The following is a 22,050-nucleotide window of genomic DNA, read 5'->3' on the forward strand; positions in this document are numbered from 1 at the left end:
ATGGACACGACACTCGACTCCGGCACCTCCGCCACCACGACCGCGACCGGCGCTGCGCCGCGCAACCTGCTCGGCCGACCGACGACGCGCCATCGCGGCACCGATATCGACGGCGCGACGCTCGACCCCGAAGCGCTGCGGGTACGCGATCTCGACCTGAACGCGCTGATCGGCGCGGCGACGTTCGAAGGCGCGCTCGCGCATCTGTGGTTCGACGTCGCGCCCGGCCGCGCCGACCATCGCACGCACGAGGCGGCGATCGCCGCGCGGCTCGCGGCGTTCGCCGACGCGCTGGCGCCGGGCTCGGTCGCCCAGTCGGTCGCCGCCGACCTCGGCGCGGCGGGCGTCGCGCCGGTATTCGCGGCGGCGTCCGGCCTGCTGCGCGGCCTCGACGACGTGGCCGGCCGGGTGCACGGCCCGGCGCCCGACGATGCCGATCTCGACACGATGCTGCTGTGCGCGGCCGCCGCGCCGTTCCTGCTGCATGCGGCGATCGAGGGCCGGCCGTTCACGGCCGGCCCACAGGGCCGCGGCGGCACGGCGCTCGATGCAGCGCAGACGCAAGCGCAACGCATGCTCGTGCTGACCGGCGCGACGCGTGCCGATGCACCGGCGCAAGCGGCGATGGACATGCTGCTCGTCGCGTGGCACGCCGGCTTCGGCTACATCACGCCGACCGTGCTCGCGCCGCGCGTCGCGATCGGCACCGGCGTCACGCTGACGCAGGCGATCGCGTCCGGCTTCCTCGCGAGCGGGCCGTCGCACGTCGGCGCGGCACTCGAAGCGATGCAGTGGCTCGCCGCGCTCGCACGGTCGATACCGAGCGGCACCGACGCGCCGGCCGCCGCGCTCGACGCGGCAGGCCGCGCGGCGATCGATGCGACGCTCGACGCGAAACGCACGCTGTACGGCTTCGGCCATCCGCTGTTCGTCGCCGATCCGCGTCCACCGCATATGCGCGGTCAATTTGCGAAAGCAGGCTTCGACGGCGCATACGTCACGCTGTTCGACGCGTGCTGCGCGCAGGCCGACGCGCGCCGCGCGCTGCGGCCGAACATCGATTTCCTGACCGCCGCGACGCTGCTCGAACTCGGTGTCGCCGCGCCGTCGTGGGGCGTCGGCATCGGGCTCGGCGCGCGCATCGCGGCGATGGCCGCGCATGCGGTGGAACGCCGCCGCCGCCCGGCGTTCGGCGTCAACAGCGCGACCGCGCGACGGCTGCTGGCCGCCGTGCCGGTCGGCTGGCTGTGAACCCTCACTCTCTCGCACAAGGAACGTCATGCTGCTCAAGAACCTGCGCCCGGCGAACGACTACGATCGCTTCGCCACCGAAACGCTCGAACCGTGGGACCTGCTGTTCATCAGCCGCATCCGCCAGCTGGCGCGCGGGATGACGGCCGGCACGATCGCCGACATCGGCACGGCCACCGGCGTCGTGCCGGTGCGGCTCGCGACCGATCCGGCGATGCGCGGCTGGCGCTACGTCGGCATCGACCTCGATCCGGCGATGCTCGACGAAGGTCGCCCGCGCATCCACGAACTCGGGCTCGACGACACGATCGAGATGCGCGTCGGCGACGCGCTCGCGCTGCCGTTCGACGACGGCACGCTGACGATGGCGGTCGGCCGCGCGACGCTGCACCACCTGCCCGACAAGGCGCTCAGCCTGACCGAGATGTACCGCGTGCTGGAGCCGGGCGGCATCGCGCTCGTGCACGACATGCGCCGCGACGCGCCACAGCACCTGCTCGACCGCTTCACCGAGATGCGCGCCGCTGCCGACTATCCGCCGACCCACGTCGAGGAAAAGATCACGCTCGACGAAGCGCATGCACTGGTGGCCGAAGCCGGCCTGACGGCGGTGGCGTCGATCTACAGCCCGAGCATGGGGCTCGGCGCGCTCGGCTTCGAAATCCTGCTGAAGAAACCGGCGCTGGCCTGAGCGATGACCGATCTCGCCTTCCTCGCCGCGCATGCCGCCGTGCGGCTCGGCGCCGACGACGTGCACTGCGCGCCGGTCGCGCCCGGCGCGACGCTGCCGCTGTGCGTGACGCCGCGCAGCGCCGAACTCGCGACGTCGCCGGAGATGTTCGTCGCGTGGTACCGCTCGCGGCTCGACACGATCGACACGCTGCTCGACGCGTGCGGCGCGCTGCTGTGGCGCGGCTTCGCGGTGCCCGACACCGCCGCGTTCGGCCGCCTCGGCGCGCTGTATCCGGCGCACGCGAACGGCTACACGGCCGGCGCCGCGCCACGCAAGCAGATCGACGGCCAGGTCTATGAATCGACCCGCATGCCGCCGCCGTTCAGGATCGGGCTGCATCAGGAGATGGCCTACATGCCCGCGTTTCCGCGCCTCGTCGCGTTCTACTGCCGGCAGCCGGCCGACGCGGGCGGCGAAACGCCGATCTGCGACATGCGGCGCGTGACCGCGCGCGTGCCGGCCGCGCTGCGTGAGCGGTTCGCCGAACGCGGCGTAATGTACCTGCGCAATTTCGCGGCGCCGGGCGACCGCGCGGACGGCCTCGCGGCGAACCCGAACCTGCCGTTCGCCGCGTACCACCGGCCGTGGGACGACGCCTTCGGCACGACCGAGCGCGACGAAGTCGAGCGGCTGTGCGCTGAGCGCGGCGTCGGCTGCCATTGGCTCGACGACGGCAGCGTGACGGTATCGCACGTCGGCAGCGCGCTGCGCACGCATCCGCGCACCGGCGAGACGGTGTGGTTCAACCAGGCGAGCGCACAGCACCCGAACCCGCGCTCGATGGGCGAGCTCAGCTATCGCTACCTGCAGCGCATGTACGGCGCGCGCGCCGCGTTCCCGTACGAGATCCGCTACGGCGACGGCACGCCGATGCCGTTCGACGATCTGGTGGCGATCTACGACGCGCTCGACGACGAGGAATGCGCGTTCCCGTGGCAGGCCGGCGACGTGCTCGTCGTCGACAACATGCTGGTCGCGCACGGCCGCAACCCGTACCGGGGCGCGCGCGACACGCAGGTCATGCTGTTCGACTGAGGATGCCGACGATGAGCGTTTCGTTTCTTGCGTCCGTGCGCGCGATGTTCGCCCCGGCCGCCGCGTTCGACCGGCCGCGGCGCGCGGGCACGCCGCCGTTGCCCGACGCACATGCGCCGGGTGCGGCGCTCGGCGCGCGCGCGATTGACGTCGCGGCCGGCGATTTCCGCTTCTCCGCGCGCCACGTGCGGTTCCGGCTCGGCGCGATCACCGCGATCGTCGGGCCGAACGGCTCGGGCAAGACCACGCTGCTCGAAACGCTGCTCGGCTTCCGGCGCGGCGGCAGCGACGTGCGCGTGCTCGACGTGCCGGCCGAGCGCTTCATGCGCGATTCGCGCTCGCTGCAGCGAATCGGCGCGCAATTGCAGAAGGTCGAGTATCCCGATCATCTGCGTGTATCCGAGATCGTCGCGCTGCACCGCGCGATGTATGCGCACACCGATGCGGCGATCACCGACGCACTCGGCATCGCCGAGTTGCTCGACAAGCCGTGCCGCGCGCTGTCGAAGGGGCAGCGCCAGCGCGTGGACCTGTACGTCGCGCTCGCGCACCGGCCCGAGCTGGCCGTGCTCGACGAGCCGTTCACGGGCCTCGACCGCCGCTATGCGGGCGTCGTGATCGACCTGCTGCGCCACCGCGCAAACGGCACGAGCGTCGCGATGATCTGCCATTCCGAGGAGGAACTGAGCGTGGTCGACGATCTCGTCTGGGTGCGCGACGGCGGCGTGCGCTACCAGGGCGACCAGGACACGCTGCGCGCCGAACTCGTCGGCGATGCGCGCGCGGTCCTGCATTGCCGCGACGCAGCCGATGCACGCGCGCTGCGCAAGCGGCTCGCGGCGCTGCCCGGCGTGACCGGCGTGCGCGTGTCGGCCACGCATGTGGTCGAGGCGTTCGGCGATGCGACGCTGCATCCGAACGTGCACCGGATCGTCGGCGAACAGGGTATCCAGCATCTCGCGCTCGCGCCGAGCACGCCGGGCGACCTGCTGCGCCTGTGCACCGAGGGCCCGACCCATGACTAAGGTGTTCCTGATCCTCGTGCGCAACGAGCTGCTCGGCTATCTGCGCAGCCGCTCGTCGCTGTTCTGGACGCTGGTGTTCCCGGTGTTCTTGCTGAGCGTGATGCTGTTCGCGTTCGGCGGCTCGGGCTCGCTCGGCACGGCCGACATCGCGTTCGACGTGCCCGGCGGCGCGACGCCGTACAACGAGGCGTGCAAGGCGCAGATCGTCGCCAGCCTGTCGCACAGCGACACGGTGAAGGCGACCTTCGGCGGCCGCGGCACGCCGGCCGAGCGCGTGACCGTCGTGCTCGGCGCCGACGAGCGCACGCCGGCGACGATCCGCTACGACTTCAACGGCTCGCTCGCGGTAAAGGCCGCGTCGCGGGTCGTCGAGATCGCGCTCGCGCGCTGCGCCGCGCAGCGGCTCGGGCTGCCGGCCGCGCAGGCACGCTTCGAGAATGCCGCGCCCACGCGCCGCCCGTTCGACTATGGCGCGTTCTTCGCGACCGGCATCCTCGTGATGGCGTTCATGGCGATCGGCCTCAACTCGACGACCACCGCGATCGCCGCGCTGCGTGAGCGCAATACGTTCAAGCTGTACGTGTGCTTCCCGGTGTCGCGCGGCGTGTTCCTCGCCGCACTGATCGTCGCGCGGATGGCGATGATGGCGCTGTCGGCGCTCGTGCTGCTGACGGTCGCGCGCGTCGCGTTCGGCATCGCGCTGCCGATCGCGACGCCGGACGGGCTGCGCGCGTTGCCGATCGTGCTGCTCGGCGCGGCGATGGTGCTGAGCATCGGCGTGCTGCTGGCCAGCCGCACCCGCTCGCTCGCGGCCGCCGAACTCGCGTGCAACGTCACCTACTACCCGCTGCTGTTCTTCAGCGACCTGACGATCCCGATGCACGACGCGCCCGCATGGCTGAAGGCCGGGCTCGCGTTCCTGCCGACCAACCAGTTCGCCGTCGCGCTGCGCGGCGCGCTGGTCGACGGCGCGCCGTACGCGCAGCTCGCGCCGCAACTGCTCGGCATGACCGCATGCACCGCGCTGTTCCTGTTCGCCGCCGCGCGGCTGTTCCGCTGGCACGACGCCTGACGCGTCGCCACGCTGTTTCGACGAAGGAGAGACACGATGAAATCGAACCATCCCATAACCGACTACCTGCTGCACGCGAGCAACTTCCTGCCGGCGATCGTGTTCCTGTTCTACGGCCGGCTCGGCCCCGAGCAGCCGGACCTGCGCTGGACCCACGCGTTCCTGATCGGCGGCGTGCTCGCGCTCGTGCACGGCGCGTGGCTGATGCGCCGCGCGGAGCGCAACAGCATCGCGCTCGGCGTCGACCTGTTTCTCGTGATCGGCGCGGTGCTCGCGCTCGTGTCGCCGACAGGTAGCCGTCTGTGGGGCGAGGAACTCGGGCCGGCGGCGATGCTCGTCTGCGTGCTGGTGGTCGGCATCGTGCATACCGCGTGGTCGGACGGCGGCTTCGTCGACGGCACGTTCGTCGACCACGCGCGTGCGCGGTCGCTGTCGCTCGTGCTGCTCGCCGTCACCGTCGTCGCGCTCGCGGTGTCGATCGCGATGCGCCACAGCCCGCTGTGGGGCGGCGTCGTGCCGCTGATCGCGCTGGTCGTCGTGCGCGGCCGGCTGCGCAAGCAGCTCGCGCGGGCCAGCTGACGATGAACGCGCTGCCCGCCCCCGCCGCACACGCCGCGCAACGGCACGCGCTCGCCGCGGCACTCGGCGACGGCTGGCTCGAAGGCGCGGCCTGCGAGCCGTATGCGACCGACGTCGTGCAGCACGGCGGCGTGCCGCTCGGCGTCGCGCGGCCGGGCTCGACCGCCGACGTGCGTGCGCTGGCACGCGTCGCCGTCGCGCACCGGATCGCGCTCGTCGCCCAGGGCGCGCGCACCGGGCTCGTCGGCGCGGCCGTGCCCGATCGCAGCGGCACGCAATGCGTGGTGTCGTTCGAGCGGATGCGCGCCGTGCGCGCGTTCGATCCGGCCAATCGCAGCATCACGGTCGAGGCCGGCGTACGGCTGTCCGACATCAACCGTCTGGCGGGCGAAGCGGGGCTCTGCGTGCCGATCGATCTCGGCAGCGATCCGGCGGCCGGCGGCCTCGTCGGCGCGAACGCGGGCGGCAGCCGCCTGATCAAGTACGGCGACGTGCGCCGTCACGTGCTCGGCGTCGAAGTGGTTCTCGCGGATGAAGCCGGCACCGTGATCGACGCGCTCGCGCCGCTGCGCAAGCGCAACGCGGGCTTCGACGTCGCGCAGTGCTTCATCGGCGCGAATGGCGCGAACGGCCTCGTCACCGCCGTGTCGTTCGCGCTCGCGCCGCTCGAACGGTCATCGTGCGCGGCGTTCGTCGCGTTCGCGTCGTACGACGCGGCACTCGCCGGCCTGCTCGCGTTCGAGCGCGCATTCGGCGAGTTGCTGTCGGCATTCGAGTTCATGTCGGCGACGGCGGTCGGCTGTGTCGCCGCCGCGTTTCCGACATTGCGCGTGCCGTTCGAGGCCGACGCTGCCGCGTGCTACGCGCTCGTCGAAATCGCGACCGGCATGCCTGGGCTCGATGCGTTGCTCGAGGAACGCACCGTCGCGACGCTCGACGCGCTGGCGAACGAACGCGTCGTGCTCGACGCGGCGTGCGCGCCGGCGGAACGGTTCTGGCGGATTCGCGACGCGCTGCCGGCCGCGGTCGCGCAGGACGGCCTGCCGCTGTCGTTCGACGTGTCGTTTCCGCGCGGCGCGCTCGCCGGATTCGTCGCCGCCGCCGAGCAGTGGCTCACCGCCGTGCATCCGTCGCTGCGCTGTCATGCGTTCGGCCATTTCGGCGACGGCGGCTGCCATCTCGTCGTGTCGATTCCGCATGCCGAGGCAGCACGCTACGGGCCGCTGCAGCAGGTGGCGCTGCGCGGCGCGCTCTACGACCGCGTCGTGCAGGCAGGCGGCTGCTTCAGCGCGGAACACGGCGTCGGGCCGGTCAATATCGCGTACTACCGCAAGCACGTGCCGGCCGCGCAACGACAGGTCGCATCCGCCATCCAGCACGCCGTCGACCCACTCGGCCTGGTCGGGCGGGTCCGCTACTGACGCGCCGATTCGCGGCGCCACGGAGATTTCGCATGATGTTTCGACACTCGCCCGGCCCGGGCACGCCTCCCGAACCCGATGCCGACCCTTCGTCCTCCGGCATCCCGGCCACGCTGCCCGACTCGGGCGTGGTGGTCAGCGTGCGGGGCGTCGCTTGCGTGATCCCGTTGCCGCCGCGCGACCATGCACGCCCGGCGCTGTGGCGCGAACTGGCGGACTGGCGCGACGAACGGTCGGTCGCTCGCGACCTCGAGGCGGATGGACGGCAGGATTGAGCAGCCGGCTCGCGACGGCCCGGCGAACGCGCCGCGCATGCAACCGCGGCGCCGGACCCCCTCGGTCGTCCGGCGCCGCAGCGGGCGAAACGCGCGACGCAATCAGAACACCGCGTGCCCGCTGATCAGGCTCGGCAGCCACGTCGAGAAGAACGGCATGTACGTGACGATGTTGATCGCACTGAAGATCGCGAGGTAGTACGGCCACGCCATCTTCGTCGTCTCGCCGATCGACACGTTGCCGATCGCGCAGCCGACGAACTGCACCGACCCGATCGGCGGGTGCACGAGACCGAGCGAGCAGTTCAGCAGCAGCATGATCCCGAACTGCACCGGCCCGACGCCGCACGCCATCGCGATCGGCAGGAACAGCGGCGTCGTGATCAGGATGTGCGCGGCCATGTCGACGAACGTGCCGAGGAACACCTGGATGATGTTGATGTACAGCAGCATCAGCCACGGCGCCGCGGTCGACTGCTTCAGCAGCCCTTCGATCGCATCCGGAATCTCCAGGTACGACATCTGGAAGCGCAGCATGTTGGACACCGCGATCAGCAGCAGCACGACGCCCGTCGTGCGTGCCGCATGCGACAGCGCGCGGCGCAGCTTCTCGGCCGTCAGCGTCCGGTAGACCACCGCGGTCAGCACCAGCGAGTACACGACGGCGATCGCGGCCGCTTCGGTCGCGGTGGCGATGCCCTTCGCGACGCACACCAGGATGATCGCGATCACCATCAGCCCCGGCACCGCGCCGACGAAGCTGCGCAGCACCGCATACCAGCCGGGAAACCGCGGCAGCGCGGACGAGCCGTCCTCGCGGCGCGGATAGCCGTGACGCACGGCCTGCCAGTACGCGGCGGCGAGCACGAAGCCCATCACCCACAACACCGGCAGGAGCCCCGAGAACAGCAGGTCGCCGATCGACACGCCGCTCACCGGCTGGCCGTGCAGCATCCCGGTGATGCCCTGCGCGGCGAACGCGTAGATGATCATGTTGGTCGACGTCGGCATCAGCGCGCCGGCGAGCGACGCATGCGTCGTCACGTTGACCGCGTACGCGGCGCTGTAGCCTTCGCGCTTCATCAGCGGAATCACCACGCCGCCCATCGCCGACGTATCGGCGGTCGGCGAGCCCGACACGCCGCCGAACAGCGTGCACGCGACGACGTTCGCCATCCCGAGGCCGCCGCGGAAGTGGCCGACGGTCGCCTGCGCGAAGCGCAGGATGCGGTCGGCGATGCCGCCGTGCAGCATCAGTTCGCCGGAGAAGATGAAGAACGGCACCGCGAGGAACGAGAACGCGTTCATCCCCGAGATCATCGCCTGCATCGCGGTCGCGATCGGCAGGCCTTCGACCATGTAGGTCAGCACGCACGCAATGCCGAGCGCGAACGACACGGGCACGCCGAGCACGAGAAATATCAGAAAACTGACGGACAGGATCGCGAGTTCCATGGCGTTATTGTCCCGACGAAGAACGACGAAGCGCGAGCAGGTGCTCGAGCGAGAAGAAGATGATCGCAACCGCCGCGGGCATCGTGATCAGGTAGCGCACGCCTTCGGGCAGCCCGATGATCGGGATGCGGTCGCCCATCGTCTCGACGGCCATGCTGCCGCAGCCGATCATGATCATGATCGCGAACGCGATCAGGCTCAGGTGCTGGATCGCGATGACCACCGTACGCGCCTTCGGCGACAGCCGGCGCACCAGCGAATCGAGGCCGATATGGCCGCCGTCGCGCACCTTCATCGCGGCGCCGAACATCGCGATCACGATCACGAGCAACAGCGCGATCGGCTCGACGAAATCCGGCGCGTTCTCGAACACGTAGCGCATCACGACCGCGTAGAACACCAGCACCGTGAGCACCGCGAGACACGACGATGCGATCACCGCCAGCACGCGGAACAGCACGTCGTTCACGCAGCGCAGCAGCGGCGCGGCATGCGGCCGCGCGGGCGGCGTGCCGTCCGGGGCGGCGGCCGACCCGCCCGCGGCCGCCGCGCTGTTCAGGGAAGTGCGACGCGTCACTTGGTGGCCTCGATCTCGTCGACGATCTGCTTCATCTGCGGCGTCTTTTCATACTTGGTCCACAGCGGCTGCATCGCCTTCACGAACGCCGCGCGGTCGATCTGCGCGGCCGGCAGGATCTTCGCGCCGCCCTTCGTCACCAGCTGCTGCGCGGACGCCTCGCGCGCGGTCCACAGCTTCTGGTAGTACGGCACCGAGTCGGCCGCCGCCTTCCGGATCGCCGCCTGCTCCTGCGGCGACAGCGTGTCCCAGATCTTCTTCGAGAACACCAGCACTTCCGGCGTCATCGCGTGCTGCGTCTCCGAGTAATCTGGCGCGACTTCGTAATGCTTGGTTTCCTCGTACGACGGCAGGTTGTTTTCCGCCGCATCGACGAGGCCCGTCTTCAGGCCCGTGTACACCTCGGCGAACGGCATCGGCGTCGGCGTGCCGCCCATCGCGCGGATCTCGTCGACCATCAGGTCGGACGGTTGCACGCGCACCTTCAGCCCCTTCATGTCGGCCGGCGAGCGCACCGGGCGCTTCGCGTAGATCGAGCGCGCGCCGCTCTCGTAGAACGTCAGCGCGATCATCCCCTTCGCGGTGAACGCATCGAGGATCTTCTGGCCGGCCGGGCCGTACATCGCCTTGCGGAAGTGATCGACGTCGCGGAACAGGAACGGGAACGACGGAATCAGCGACTCCGGCACGATCTCGTTGAACGATGCGCCGTTCACGCGCGCCATGTCGATCGCACCGATCCGCACCTGGTCGACGGTGTCCTTCTCGGAGCCCAGCGCGCTGTTGCCGAACACCTTGATCGAATCCTTGCCGCCCGTCTGCTTCGACAGCGCGTCGCCCATGAACTTCACGGCCATGTTGGTCGGGAAGTTGTCGCCGTGCACGTCCGCCGAACGGAACACGCGCGCCTGCGCGGACATCGCGAAGCCGGCCATCAACGCGACGGCGAGTGCGGTACGGGAGCCGGTGAATCGGTGCTTCATGGTGAGTCTCCTGGATGGTCGATCGTTGTTGTGCGGCGATCCGTCGGCAGGCGCCTGCTTCACCTAGGCGCGTCCTTGAACCGCAGAGTCATACGTCGTATGACGTGTTGAACGAATGTACGTCGGTTAACCGTTTAACTCACTTGGTGCATACCCCTATAACCCCAACTACCAAGGGCTTTTGGCGGAAATCGGGGAATCGATTTCTCTGTTTATAGGTTTTTCAGCGAAACGTTTTCCGGAAACGGGTCGGAAGGCGAATGGGGCGTGATCGTCACGGTTTCCTGACACTCGACGGCCTTCTTTCGCTTCGTTTGCCATCGTTATAGGATGACTGACCACGAAATCGTCACGCCATCGCGATGCCACGAGCGCGTGCCGGCCTGCCTTCCGCGCGACGCGATTTCGCGTCCGTGGCGCTCCGCCCGGCGCCCGCCCGCGTCGGCGGCCGCATCCGCTCCGCCTCAGCCTGACCGGCAGCCCGTCTCCAGCCCGCACGCACGCGTCGCGGAGCACGCGCCGCCCGAACGACCCGATACCAACCCGGCATCGCGCAGCCGATGCCTCTTCAGGAGATCTCCGTCATGACACTCCCCCTTTCCCGGCCCAATGTCGGGCCCAATGCCCGGCCGAACCGGCGCCCGCGCGTGCTCGGCCTGCTCGCCGCGCTGCTCGCCACCGCCGCGGCGCTCACCGCGTGCGGCGGCGACGATGCGAGTACCGGCGGCGGCGCGTCGTCCACCGCACCGCCCGCCACCAGCGTGTTCCAGGTCGGCACGACGACCGTCGACCCGAACCTGCCGGCCGAACCGGCGCTGCCCGCCGATACGCAGGTATGCAGCACGCTCGAAGCCGCCAATACGCTCGTGAGCCGCCCCGACGGCTCGCTGCCGCCGGAGGCCGACCCGTCGACGGCCGGCGTCGGCAAGGCCGTGCCGGCCGCGACGGCCAACCCCGACCAGGCGCGCATCCAGGCCGCGCTCGACGCGTGCGGCGCGGCGGTCGACGCTGAAGTCGGCGCGACGATCGCGGCGGCGGACGCCGCGGCCACCGCCGCGCAAAAGGCGGCCGCCGCGCCGAACGTGAACCTCGCCGGCGCGTCCGGCGAGGAGTTCGCGAAGCCGAAGTACCGCGCGGGCAAGTTCGCGGTGCGGCTCGTCGTCAATCACGCGGGGCCCGGTAACGGCTTCATCAGCGGGCCGCTGACGCTACCGTCCGGCGTCACGCTGTGGATCGACAAGGGCGTCACGCTGTATGCATCGCGCGACGTGAAAGCGTATTCGCCGAACGCCGCCGGGCCGTACTGCGGCAACACGGCCGTCAGCGCGACGAAAGCCGGCAGTTCGTCGAACTGCACCGCGCTGATCACCGGCACCAACCTCGTCAACGCGGCGGTGGTCGGCGACGGCCGGATCGACGGCCGCGGCTACGCGGAGCTCGTGACGTCCGACGCGAAATACCCGCTGATGAAGGTCGACCTGACGTGCTCGAACACCTACGCGGCCTACAAGAGCGGCACCGTGGCGCCCGACGGCACCGCATGCGACGACGGCGGCACCGTCGTCGACTCGAAATCGACGGTGCGCAACATGACGTGGTGGGATCTCGCGTATCTCGGCAACATGGTGCAGAACGGCACGACCGGCTTCGGCTCGCAGTCGAATTTCCGGCTGATGGTGTTCAACTACGCGAAGAACCTCACGCTGTACCGCATCACGCTGAACAACAGCCCAAATTTCCACGTGGTGCCGAGCGGCGTCGACGGGCTGACGATCTGGAACGTCAAGGTGCAGACGCCGACGCTCGCCGCGTTCGCGAACCCGGCCGGCAACGGCAATCCGCTGTACAACGGGCAGACCTTCAACGCGGACAACGTGAAGAACACCGACGCGTTCGACCCGGGCGCCGCGTCGAAGCCGACCTCGGCGGCGCTGTCGACCGGCAGCACGACGACGTCCGCCGCCCCGATCTCGTTCGACGGCTACCTGAAGAACTTCGTGTTCGCATACAACTACGTGAGCACCGGCGACGACGACATCGCGCTCAAGGGCAGCAACAATCCGGCGCCCGCCGGCTCCGGGCTGTTCGGCATCGACGGCAATCGCGACGTGCGCGCCGATCGCAAATGGGGCGTCGTGATCGCGCACAACCACATCTACTGGGGGCACGGCATCTCGATCGGCAGCGAGACCAACGGCGGCGTGACCAACGTTCAGGTGTACGACAATGCGTTCCGCGATTCGGAAGAAGGGCTGCGCATCAAGTCCGACTATGCGCGCGGCGGCGAAGTGAGCAACATCCACTACGCGAACATCTGCATCCGCGACGCGAAGAACGCGCTGCTGTTCACGCCGTACTACAGCACGAAGGCCGTGCCCGCGAGCGGCCCGCTGTACCCGAACTTCCACGACATCTCGCTCGCGAACGTCGTGATCGAGGGGGCGGCCGGCGTGAAGCTGCAGGGGTTCGAGGCGAACACCGGCGGCTACGGCGAGCCCGCGTTCCCGCTCGTGATGTCGCTGACCGACGTGGTGGCCGATACGCCCGACAGCATCGCGACGATCGCATCCGACGCGAACCTCACGCTGCGCAACGTGAACCTGCCGGTGTTCCCGTCGACCGCGAACCGGGTCGCCGTCAACGGCACGGCGGTCCATGCGATCGACCCGGCCAGCGTGCTCGACTGCAGCAAGGCGTTCGTCGACTTCCCGGGCATCGACCAGTCGAACCCGTTCGGGTCGACGTGGGCGCCGGCGCTGTAGCGCGCGGTCGTTCCGTCGTCATCGCGCGTGCCGCCTGGCAGGCACGTGCGATGCTCGCCGCGACATCATGCAACGCAAAAGGAGCCAGTGATGTCGACCACGAAGCCATCAGCGCCCCCCGACCCGGCTACCCCGCCGAACGCCGGCGACGAAGGCCCCGCAGGCGCGCCGGGTATCGGCGAGGACACGTGCCGCGTCTGCCGCGGCACCGGCAGGGTGGAGGGCCAGCCCTGCACCGTCTGCGGCGGGACCGGCAAGATACTGCAGGGAATCGGCGGCGGATAGGTAAAAAGGCCGGCGCGCGCTCAGGTCTGCATGACCAGCGACGTCAGTTGCGCGGCGCGCGCCACGTCCGTCTTCGTGTAGATCGACTTGATCTGCGCGCGGACCGTGCCGATCGACACGCCGCGCAGCGCCGCGCACTCCTGCGGCGAGCGTCCGTCGCAGCACAGCAGCACGGCCAGCTCGGCTTCCGCCGACGACAACCCGTAGAACACCCGCAAGCGTTGCGCGCGCGCCGACGGCGCACGCAGGTCCGCTGCCGTCATCAGCGCCGCGACGCCGGGCCGTTCGCGCGCGAGGCGCGACTGTTCGGGAACGGGGATCAGCGCAAGCGGCAGCGGCTCGCCCGTCGTACGCCGCAGCAATAGCCCGCCGCGCGCGAACGCGTACCGCCATTGCGTGTCATCGACGCAGCCTTCCGGCGCGAAACGGCCGTTGACGATCCGCAGCGCCGGTTCGGCGGCGATCAGCTGATCGGCCGCGCGGTTCGTATAGCGCAGTTCGCGCCGCGGGCCGAGCAGGAACACGGGCACCGGCACCGCATCGAGCGCCGACTCCGCGGCAGCCACGCGCGCTTCGAGTTCGCCGATGCGCGCATGGATGCGCAGCGCGCGACTGATGTGGCCGCCCATGATTTCGATGGTGCGGCGCTGCGCGTCGGACAACCCGTGCGATTCCGGGCCGCTCTGTACGCTGAGGAAAGCACCGGCGCCCTCGCCGCGATGGATGTACAGGCCCGAGACGCCGCCGAGCCCGAACGGATGCATGAATTCCCGATAGAACACGCCATGTGTACGCTGCCGCACCGACAGGTGCTTGACGTCTTCGAACCAGCGCCCTGCCGGCCAGTCGGCGGCAACCGGTACGACCGGGTCGTACAGGTAGAACTCGGTGTTGTAGCGGTGGTGGCATGCGGCGACCCATGACGGATCGTCGCCGGCTGCCCGCTCGATTGCCGGCATCCGCGCCGCGTCGTCGAACGACAGCAGTGTGGCCATGCGCGTGCCGACCGTCAGACGCAGCCCGTCCAGCACCGCTTCCCATCGTTGATCGCCCAGTGCCGCAGCGTAGACGTCATCGATCCATGCCGAGGGAATCAATCCGTTCATCTGCATCTGGCCACCCCGCGCCGTGCGTTTTTGTCGAACGCCGTTCGGGCATCTTACTCAATCGGTCTGATTGTTCAAATTGCCGATGCGGATTTGGCCGAAATACCACGTTTGTCACCGTTTCTCGTCAGACGTAATGGCGGTTTTTGACACGGCGGGCGTGGAATCGGTGGTGATGCAGACGGCGGATGGCGGCCTGCTGCGCGGTCGCGCGGAACGAAATCTTGTCGCAGGTAGAGGGGTTCGAGGCTGGATGCGACGCGATGAAACGCGGTTCGGTACCCGCCCCGACGATGCACTTACTTCATCGTCAAGAACCGCGCTTCCATCTGGTCGATCTTCGCGAGCACGGCTTCGCTCAGCTTCCTGACGTGACGCGGCACGTCGGGCGTCGACAGCAGTTCCTCGATACGTCCGCGCCAGTATCTCGGATGCCGGACGCGCCCCGCGCCCGACATCGATACATCGTCGACGTCCGTCTCGCTGTCCAGCAGCGCCACCATGCGCTGGATATGGGAGAGCTCTCGTTCTACGTAGTCTCGTGCGAGCATATTGATTGAAATTCCCCGAAATACGACATCAGGCCTTCCGTCATCAACGCGCCGTCGGCCGCGGCGCCAACGACGCACTGCGGACCTGTACATCAGCGTACGCGACGACCGTGTCAATCGACTGTGGGAACGCTTACAGCGATCGACACGCAACGACAGGCCTGTTCGATTGTTCTGGTGATATCCGGTCCCCGGCGCCTTGTAGACCATCGTAGGCGTACCGCTCGGCGACGGCATCCCCAAAAGTGGGGATGGCGGCCAATATGGGTCGGGGAATCGTTGCCGGAAACGACGAGGGCGAAAAACGCAAGCGGGCGCGACGGCGCGACGGACCATTGTTGTCCGGCAATACGATGGGGACGATTCCGGCGCTCCGCTCACTTTCACCTCCGACGAATCGGCCGTCGTGCCTGTCGCCCCTCGCATGTCGATTGGCGCGCTTTGCGAGTGAAGTGGCGCGCAAAAGGCGGCATCATGGCGCATCACTTCTGCAACGGAATCCCGCCCATGAATATCGATACCGACCTCCCCGTCATGGTGACCGGCGCGACCGGCTACGTCGCGGGCTGGCTCGTGCAGCGGCTGCTCGAAGCTGGCGTGACGGTCCATGCGGCCGTCCGCGACCCCGACAGCCCCGACAAGCTCGAGCATCTCCAGCGCATCGCGGCCGGCAAGCCCGGCACCCTCCGCTATTTCCGCGCGGACCTGCTCGAACCCGGGTCGTACGCCGACGCGATGGCCGGTTGCGGGACCGTGTTCCATACCGCGTCGCCCTTCACCGTCACCGTCCGCGATCCGCAGAAGGAGCTGGTCGATCCGGCGCTGCTCGGCACGCGCAACGTACTCGAGACGGCCAACCGCACGCCGTCGGTGCGGCGCGTCGTGCTGACCAGCAGCTGCGCGGCGATCTACGGCGACAACGCCGACCTCGCCGCGACGCCCGATGGTGTGTTCACCGAAGCAATCTGGAACACCAGTTCGTCGCTGACCCACCAGCCCTATTCGTATTCGAAGACGGTCGCCGAGCGCGAAGCGTGGAAGATCGCCCGCCAGCAGCAACGCTGGGATCTCGTCACCATCAACCCGTCGCTCGTGATCGGGCCCGGCATCAACCCGTACGCGACGTCGGAAAGCTTCGAAATCGTGCGGCAGATGGGCAACGGCACGATGAAGGCCGGCGTGCCGGATCTCGGCCTGGGTGCGGTGGATGTCCGCGACGTGGCCGACGCGCATCTGCGTGCGGCGTTCCTGCCGGGCGCCAACGGCCGCTACATCGTGTCAGCGCACGACACGAACCTGCCGGCGATGGCCGCCACGCTGCTGGAACGGTATGGCGCCGACTATCCGATTCCGCGGCGCATCCTGCCGAAGTGGCTGGTGTGGCTGATCGGCCCGCTCGCGAACAAGAGCGTGACGCGCCGCGTGGTCGCCCGCAACATCGGGCTGCCCTGGCGCGCCGACAACAGCCGCAGCCGCAACGAGCTCGGGATGCGCTATCGCCCGCTCGCCGAGTCGATGAACGACTTCTTTCAGCAACTCGTCGAAACCGGGCAATTGCGGCAATGAACCGCTTCGCGATCTCGCCCGGCTGGCAGGTCATGATGGTCGACCTTGGTCTGCGCGCCGACGAACTGCTGCGACGCGCGCAGTTGCCCGCCGATCTGTTCACGCGCCCCGAGAACGGGTTGACGACCCGCGAGTACTTCGGTCTGTGGCGCGCGATGGAAGACATGGCGAATACGCCGGCCGTCGCGCTGCGCATCCTCGATCTGCTCTCCGTCGAAACCTTCGATCCGCCGCTGTTCGCCGCGTTGTGCAGCCCGAATCTGGAGATCGCGATCCGGCGCATCGGCCAGTTCAAGCCGCTGATCGGCCCGATGCGGTTGCGTGTATCGCACGAGGCCGACGCGCTCACCCTCGCCGTCGACTTCCTGGAACGCGACGTACCGCCGCCCGGCATGCTGGTCGCGGCCGAACTCGGCTTCTTCGTGAAACTCGCGCGGCTGGCGACCCGCACCGAGTTGCCGGCGCGCGCCGTCACGCTGCCGCGCGAAGTCAGGCCCCATCCCGGCTATGCGCGTTTTTTCGGCGTGACGCCGCAGTACGGCGATGCGCCTTCCGTGAGCGTGGCGCTGCAGGATGCGCGGCGTCCGTTCGTGACCGCGAACCATGCGATGTGGCAGATTTTCGAACCCGACCTGCGCCGCCGCCTCGACGCACTGTCGGCCGAGGCCGGCATCGTCGAGCGCGTGCGCGCGGCGCTGCTCGAACTGATTCCGGGCGGGCTCGCCACCGCGGACGGCGTCGCGCAAACGCTTGCGATCAGCAAACGGACGCTGCAGCGGCGGCTCGGCGACGAAGGCGCGAACTTCAAGACCCTGCTTGCGGAAGTCCGCGAGAAGCTCGCGTGGCATTACCTCGATCGCTCGGATCTGCCCTACAGCCAGATCGCTTTCCTGCTCGGCTACCAGGACCCGAATTCGTTCTTCCGCGCATTCAATGAATGGACCGGAATGACGCCCGAAGCCGCCCGTTCACGCACGGCGCGTTGATCGACGCGAAGCGGACCGCCCTGTCTATCCGGCCATTCCATATCAGCCGGGCGTGCCGCTGCGCTTCAAACCGAAAATGAAATCGGCTTCGACCGACGCACCCTTCGGCAATTGCAGCACGCCCACCGACGAACGCGTATGGATGCCGGCGTCGCCGAGCACCGCGACCAACACGTCCGACGCGCCGTCGGCCACTTCGCTCTGCATCGTGAAGCCGGGCGCACTTCGCACGTACACGGTCATGCGCGGTACCGTCGCGATCGCATCGAGCGTGCCGCAATGCTTGCGGATCAGCGACAACGCGCGCAGCGTCGAGATACCGGCTGCCCGGCGGCCATCGTCCAGCGAAACGGATTCGCCCACGACGCCGACGAAATGCACGACTTCACCGATTCGCGGCACCTGGCCGGCAATGTAGGCCGTGCTTCCGTCGACCAGAACGGGCGTGTACTTTCCGCCGATCCTGATCGTTTCGTCCGGATCGAATCCGAATTCGGCTGCGACCTGTTTCAGTTTGTCATCCCTGTTCATCAGTGAATTCCCCAATCCCTCTGAAAAAAGATAAAGAATAATTGAGTCTCCGAAGCTTGTCCCGCACGAAAAGATCGGTCACGAACGATCCAGTCAAACCACTTCTCAGGTGTTCGAAGCAGTCGCGGATTGCCATATCGGCAATGGAATTCACCGTCTCAGCAATTTTCTTCATCATTTCGGTTGAAACCGCTATCATGTATGGACACAAACCTGAAGAGTGATATATGGCAACTTACAAGGAACTGAAGGCTCAAATGGACGCTTTGGCCGAGAAAGCCGAAGCCGCGCGCGCCGCTGAATTCCAGGCGGTCGTCGACGACATCCGCACCAAAGTCGCGGAATACGGCATTACCGAAAAAGACATTTTCGGTACACGCCGTGGTCGGCCGGCCAAACAAGCGGGCGCCCCCGTGCAGGCAAAGTATCGCGATCCGAAGACCGGGGCGACCTGGTCGGGCCGCGGTCGCGCGCCCGCATGGATCAAGGATGCGAAGAATCGCAATCGATTCCTGATTCAGGAATAAGCATCCCGGCATGGGCCGACGCGCGATTCAACGCGCCGTCCGGCGATTTGGGCATTGATTGGCGCATCGATACCGGCGGGTTTCCAACGCCGCTCCGGTTGACGAGGTCTTGCCCGATCGGCGTGTCGCGCACTGGCCAATCGGCCAATCGCACCGCACGCCAATCCTTTCTTCAGCGTTCGTAATAGACGGCAAGCCAGACGGTTTGCACTTCGTCATGCGTCCACGCGACACGATGACGGCAATGCGGCTCGATCAGCACGTAATCTCCCGCGCGCATATCGAGCCGCGTTGCATCTTCTTCGAATTCGAGCACGGCCGCGCCGGACAGCAACACGACCCATTCGGCCCGCGCGTCGTCATACCAGAACCCGTCCGGGCTCGCATGGCCCATCGATACGATGCGCTCGACGTTCACGCGCGGGCTCGTCACGAGCAGGTCGATTCGCTCGTCGCCGCCGCGCCGCCCGTCGACGCTGAATAAATTACCGGTTTGAAGTTGCATGGCTTCGCCTCGTCGTTGATCGTCGGGTAAATGCTGCGGCTTTAAAGACGACGGGAAATGTTCGCTGCAGCCCGACATCGCCCAGGGTTGCACGCGCGTCGTTAAATGTTTTGTAAAAAAGATGAAGAATGAGTGCAACTTTATCCACGCTCATTCACGGGTGCGATAAAGCACATCGCAACGATCTTTTAGCGACGTGCACGCCATCATGCGCCATTTCGGCAAAGTCGGTCGAAATCTGCCACGCCCGTGCGTCTGGCCGGCTATCCGGTATTGCCCTTGCAACACTCGGGGTTTGCACGCAATGGTGCCGATTTCGATCTTTGCGCCAACTCTGTTCGTCGCCTGCAATGTCGATCGCGACGGCTTGTCCCCGGGAAAACCCCGCGTCGTGTGCAATTGAATTCGGCAAAGACCAGTCTGGCATCTGCGTCGATCAATGCCGACGAGCGTAGCGCGGAACCACTGCGCTGCCCATTCCGGATACAGAGACAATCGTCGCTCCCCTGCCCAAGGCGACCTTGAAGCCGCTCGACGAACTTGCCACAATCCAAAAAATCCTCGAATGCTATATCGTCGACTGAACTTTCCTTGCGCTCGGGCAGCGCGATCAAGATCGCGCATCGGCCTGTTTGATGAACGACGCGAACGTTCAGCCTCAGGCTGCAAGCCACATGACTATCCTCGAGTGGCAGGACAGCGGCGACTACGGTATCTGATATCGGTACATCGGGAACTACCATGCGATATCCGCAAACTTCTTTCATTCTGTCGGCCATCGACGCGGATCTGCTTTACCCGTGCCTGGAAGTTCGCTTCGAAACCGACGACCTCGATACGCTGCGACGACTCGTCGATCTGGACGCACCCGAAGAGGCGAAACTCGACGACTGGTATCGCCTGACTTCGGCGCAGGTCATCGCCGTGTGCGAGGTCTTCGGGATCGAGTTCGGACATGATTCGCGCCAGGGATACCTCCGCAGGCATGTCGATACAGGCGCTCACATGCCTTACCTGGTCCATACCGGTTACGAACTGGCTTTGATGGTGCACGGGCGGAAGCCGTTCGGGTTCATTGAATTCAACAGCGAATGGTTACCGTCGGTGGAACTGAAGGCACGCTTCGACGCGTATGTCGCTCGAGGTGTCCTGCACGCTCACGAAATCATCCAGGACGCACCGGCTCGCCCGGCTCGTCGCGCCCGTCGTATCGGGCAAATCTTCTATGCGCGCAAAGGTGAGGAGTGGCGCTTCCGCGCGCTGGAATTGATCCGGCAGCACATCAACCTGGAAGGGGACGGTTGCGAGAACATGGAACGCCTCGAGGGCGCGTTGCTCGGATACGAGCGATGGCAGAACGACTGGTGGATCGACCACCTCGCGCGCAGTGGTATCAGCCTGTACGGTGCATCCTGTATCGTCAAGGCGAACCGGACGCAATTCGAGTGGCTCGTTCATGCAGGTTTCCGGGCGCTTCCGCCAGTCGACACGCCCACGTTCACGCTGTATTGGTCACACTGGCTCGATGATGACGCAATGAAAGCGGCCATCCGGGACGACCCGGACATCGAAGCATTCGTTCAGTTCAACGTCGGGTTGGTTCATATCGTGCACGTAGCCGATTTTCGAACTGCCGGCCCTCACGAGATTCCCGCCTCGCTGATTCCGACGATCAATCGCCATCTCGTGCGGGCGGTACGAGTCCTGGTTCAACGCGACGACCGGTCCGTGCCGGCCCCTTGACAGCGGCGAGGCATGCCACGCCTGGCATCGCATGAATCACCCCGGCTCTTCGGGCACACGCTTCGCCGCCTGTTTGAAAGCCCGCTTGGCAACCGCCGTCAAACCCGCCCCCTCAACCACGCCAGCAACGCCGCCTGCGCACTTCCTTCCGCCACCGGCGCCGGCGTCAACAGGTAGTAATCCGATCCATCCTCGACGAACCCCATTGGCGCGACCAGCGCACCGCTTTCGATGTCGTCGCGCACCAGATGCCACGGCCCGATCGCGACGCCCAACCCCGCAACGGCCGCCTGCAAACTGAAGTAGAAGTGATCGAACCGCTGCCCGCGCCCGTTCGCGGCCGGCTGATTCGACGCCGCCGCCCACGCGTTCCATGCGTCCGGCCGGGTTCGCGTGTGCAGCAGCGCGGCGTCGGGCTTCAACGCGCGGCCGCCGCGCCGCGATGCAAACCACGCGCCGACCTTGTCCGGCCGGCAAACCGGCCCCACCCGCTCGGCGAACAGATGCTCGGCGTGATACCCCGCCGGCCACGCGAAATCGTTGCGACGTATCGCCATGTCGATACCGCTGTCGAACGAGAACGGGCCGCCCGCGGCGGCCAGATGGATATCGATGCCCGCATGCCGCGCCTGGAAATCCGGCCAGCGCGGGATCAGCCAGCGCATCAGCAGCGTCGGCTCGCACGACAGGACCGAACGCCGCGCACGGGCGGCCTCGGTGCGCAACGCGTGGGCGGCGTGACGCATCAGGCCCAGCCCATCATGGACGGCCCGGGCGAGTGTGCGGCCCGCCTCGGTCAGGAACACGCGACGACTGCGCCGCTCGAACAGCGCCACGCCCAGATCGTCCTCGAGCAGACGCACCGCGCGGCTGACCGCGCCGTGGGTCAGGCACAGCTCGTCGGCCGCGCGACTGAAATTCTCGTGACGCGCCGCCGCGTCGAAACAACGCAGCGCCATCAGCGACGGCAGGTTCGTACGAATCGATTGTGATTCGAACTCACTATTCTGGTCAGAAATCATCGTTTTTCCTGGTGAAGCACGATCGATACGATTGTGCCATCAACCCGTTCAGCGCAGGAG

Annotated in this window: 22 protein-coding genes; 14 read left to right on the plus strand and 8 right to left on the minus strand. The window is 67.5% G+C overall.

Features of this window, described 5'->3' with window-relative positions:
- From BLS50_RS33225 to BLS50_RS33260, 8 genes are read left to right on the plus strand one after another with little or no spacing between them, the layout of a single operon-like run.
- Positions 1–1,251, plus strand: a complete 1,251-nt coding sequence (locus tag BLS50_RS33225) for a citrate/2-methylcitrate synthase (RefSeq protein ID WP_074808094.1) — start codon at positions 1–3, stop codon at positions 1,249–1,251.
- A 28-nt stretch (positions 1,252–1,279) separates the two neighbouring features.
- Positions 1,280–1,942 (plus strand): class I SAM-dependent methyltransferase, encoded by a 663-nt coding sequence (locus BLS50_RS33230; RefSeq protein WP_074808097.1) that lies wholly within the window; start codon positions 1,280–1,282, stop codon positions 1,940–1,942.
- 3 nt (positions 1,943–1,945) lie between these two features.
- Positions 1,946–3,019 carry a TauD/TfdA family dioxygenase gene (locus tag BLS50_RS33235; RefSeq protein WP_074808100.1) on the plus strand — a complete coding sequence of 358 codons (1,074 nt, stop codon included), beginning with the start codon at positions 1,946–1,948 and terminating at the stop codon, positions 3,017–3,019.
- An 11-nt stretch (positions 3,020–3,030) separates the two neighbouring features.
- The gene (locus tag BLS50_RS33240) at positions 3,031–4,044 is read left to right on the plus strand and encodes an ATP-binding cassette domain-containing protein (protein WP_074808727.1); all 1,014 of its coding nucleotides are present in this window, start codon (positions 3,031–3,033) and stop codon (positions 4,042–4,044) included.
- Positions 4,037–5,116, plus strand: coding sequence for an ABC transporter permease (locus tag BLS50_RS33245; RefSeq protein ID WP_074808103.1), 1,080 nt, complete (start codon positions 4,037–4,039; stop codon positions 5,114–5,116). The genes BLS50_RS33240 and BLS50_RS33245 overlap by 8 nt, the downstream gene beginning before the upstream one ends.
- 36 nt (positions 5,117–5,152) lie before the next feature.
- On the plus strand, positions 5,153–5,695 hold the full coding sequence (locus BLS50_RS33250; protein ID WP_074808106.1) for a permease: 543 nt from the start codon (positions 5,153–5,155) through the stop codon (positions 5,693–5,695).
- A 2-nt stretch (positions 5,696–5,697) separates the two neighbouring features.
- Entirely contained in the window at positions 5,698–7,116 is a 1,419-nt protein-coding gene (locus BLS50_RS33255; protein WP_074808109.1) for an FAD-binding oxidoreductase, read from the plus strand.
- Positions 7,117–7,148: 32 nt separating this feature from the next.
- Positions 7,149–7,391, plus strand: a complete 243-nt coding sequence (locus tag BLS50_RS33260; RefSeq protein WP_074808112.1) for a hypothetical protein — start codon at positions 7,149–7,151, stop codon at positions 7,389–7,391.
- A gap of 102 nt (positions 7,392–7,493) precedes the next feature.
- Here BLS50_RS33260 and BLS50_RS33265 read toward each other — a convergent pair whose 3' ends face one another.
- The 3 genes from BLS50_RS33265 to BLS50_RS33275 are packed head-to-tail and all read right to left on the minus strand — an operon-like array spanning position 7,494 to position 10,406.
- Complete coding sequence (locus tag BLS50_RS33265) at positions 7,494–8,846, minus strand: TRAP transporter large permease (protein WP_006481162.1); 1,353 nt, start codon at positions 8,844–8,846, stop codon at positions 7,494–7,496.
- Positions 8,847–8,850: 4 nt separating this feature from the next.
- The gene (locus BLS50_RS33270) at positions 8,851–9,423 is read right to left on the minus strand and encodes a TRAP transporter small permease (protein ID WP_074808115.1); all 573 of its coding nucleotides are present in this window, start codon (positions 9,421–9,423) and stop codon (positions 8,851–8,853) included.
- Positions 9,420–10,406: a TRAP transporter substrate-binding protein gene (locus BLS50_RS33275; protein WP_027805969.1), complete on the minus strand. Its 987-nt coding sequence runs from the start codon at positions 10,404–10,406 to the stop codon at positions 9,420–9,422. The genes BLS50_RS33270 and BLS50_RS33275 overlap by 4 nt, the downstream gene beginning before the upstream one ends.
- Before the next feature lie 584 nt (positions 10,407–10,990).
- Here BLS50_RS33275 and BLS50_RS33280 point away from each other — a divergent pair.
- Together BLS50_RS33280 and BLS50_RS36485 are read left to right on the plus strand one after the other, a co-directional pair.
- Entirely contained in the window at positions 10,991–13,168 is a 2,178-nt protein-coding gene (locus BLS50_RS33280; protein ID WP_074808118.1) for a glycoside hydrolase family 28 protein, read from the plus strand.
- 90 nt (positions 13,169–13,258) lie between these two features.
- Entirely contained in the window at positions 13,259–13,453 is a 195-nt protein-coding gene (locus BLS50_RS36485; RefSeq protein WP_074808121.1) for a hypothetical protein, read from the plus strand.
- Between the two features lie 20 nt (positions 13,454–13,473).
- Here BLS50_RS36485 and BLS50_RS33290 read toward each other — a convergent pair whose 3' ends face one another.
- Positions 13,474–14,559 (minus strand): helix-turn-helix transcriptional regulator, encoded by a 1,086-nt coding sequence (locus BLS50_RS33290; RefSeq protein ID WP_244109199.1) that lies wholly within the window; start codon positions 14,557–14,559, stop codon positions 13,474–13,476.
- 299 nt (positions 14,560–14,858) lie between these two features.
- Entirely contained in the window at positions 14,859–15,110 is a 252-nt protein-coding gene (locus tag BLS50_RS33295; RefSeq protein ID WP_027805970.1) for a hypothetical protein, read from the minus strand.
- A gap of 507 nt (positions 15,111–15,617) precedes the next feature.
- Between BLS50_RS33295 and BLS50_RS33300 the strand changes: the two genes are divergently transcribed.
- Together BLS50_RS33300 and BLS50_RS33305 are read left to right on the plus strand one after the other, a co-directional pair.
- Complete coding sequence (locus BLS50_RS33300) at positions 15,618–16,676, plus strand: NAD-dependent epimerase/dehydratase family protein (RefSeq protein ID WP_175849104.1); 1,059 nt, start codon at positions 15,618–15,620, stop codon at positions 16,674–16,676.
- Positions 16,673–17,662: an AraC family transcriptional regulator gene (locus BLS50_RS33305; protein WP_074808127.1), complete on the plus strand. Its 990-nt coding sequence runs from the start codon at positions 16,673–16,675 to the stop codon at positions 17,660–17,662. Before BLS50_RS33300 ends, BLS50_RS33305 begins: the two co-directional genes overlap by 4 nt.
- Before the next feature lie 42 nt (positions 17,663–17,704).
- On the opposite strand, the gene BLS50_RS33310 is transcribed toward BLS50_RS33305, so the two are convergent.
- Complete coding sequence (locus BLS50_RS33310) at positions 17,705–18,193, minus strand: RidA family protein (RefSeq protein ID WP_074808129.1); 489 nt, start codon at positions 18,191–18,193, stop codon at positions 17,705–17,707.
- Between the two features lie 227 nt (positions 18,194–18,420).
- On the opposite strand from BLS50_RS33310, the gene BLS50_RS33315 reads away from it, so the two are divergent.
- Complete coding sequence (locus BLS50_RS33315) at positions 18,421–18,720, plus strand: H-NS histone family protein (RefSeq protein ID WP_006481154.1); 300 nt, start codon at positions 18,421–18,423, stop codon at positions 18,718–18,720.
- A gap of 172 nt (positions 18,721–18,892) precedes the next feature.
- On the opposite strand, the gene BLS50_RS33320 is transcribed toward BLS50_RS33315, so the two are convergent.
- A complete protein-coding gene (locus BLS50_RS33320) occupies positions 18,893–19,225 on the minus strand; it encodes a cupin domain-containing protein (RefSeq protein WP_011549219.1) in 333 nt (110 codons plus the stop codon).
- A 741-nt stretch (positions 19,226–19,966) separates the two neighbouring features.
- Between BLS50_RS33320 and BLS50_RS36490 the strand changes: the two genes are divergently transcribed.
- Positions 19,967–20,968: a hypothetical protein gene (locus BLS50_RS36490; protein WP_234044130.1), complete on the plus strand. Its 1,002-nt coding sequence runs from the start codon at positions 19,967–19,969 to the stop codon at positions 20,966–20,968.
- Positions 20,969–21,066: 98 nt separating this feature from the next.
- Here BLS50_RS36490 and BLS50_RS33330 read toward each other — a convergent pair whose 3' ends face one another.
- Positions 21,067–21,990, minus strand: a complete 924-nt coding sequence (locus tag BLS50_RS33330) for a LysR family transcriptional regulator (protein WP_074808131.1) — start codon at positions 21,988–21,990, stop codon at positions 21,067–21,069.
- Positions 21,991–22,050 lie beyond the last annotated feature (60 nt).

It is taken from the genome of Burkholderia orbicola, assembly GCF_900100915.1.
GTDB lineage: Bacteria > Pseudomonadota > Gammaproteobacteria > Burkholderiales > Burkholderiaceae > Burkholderia > Burkholderia orbicola.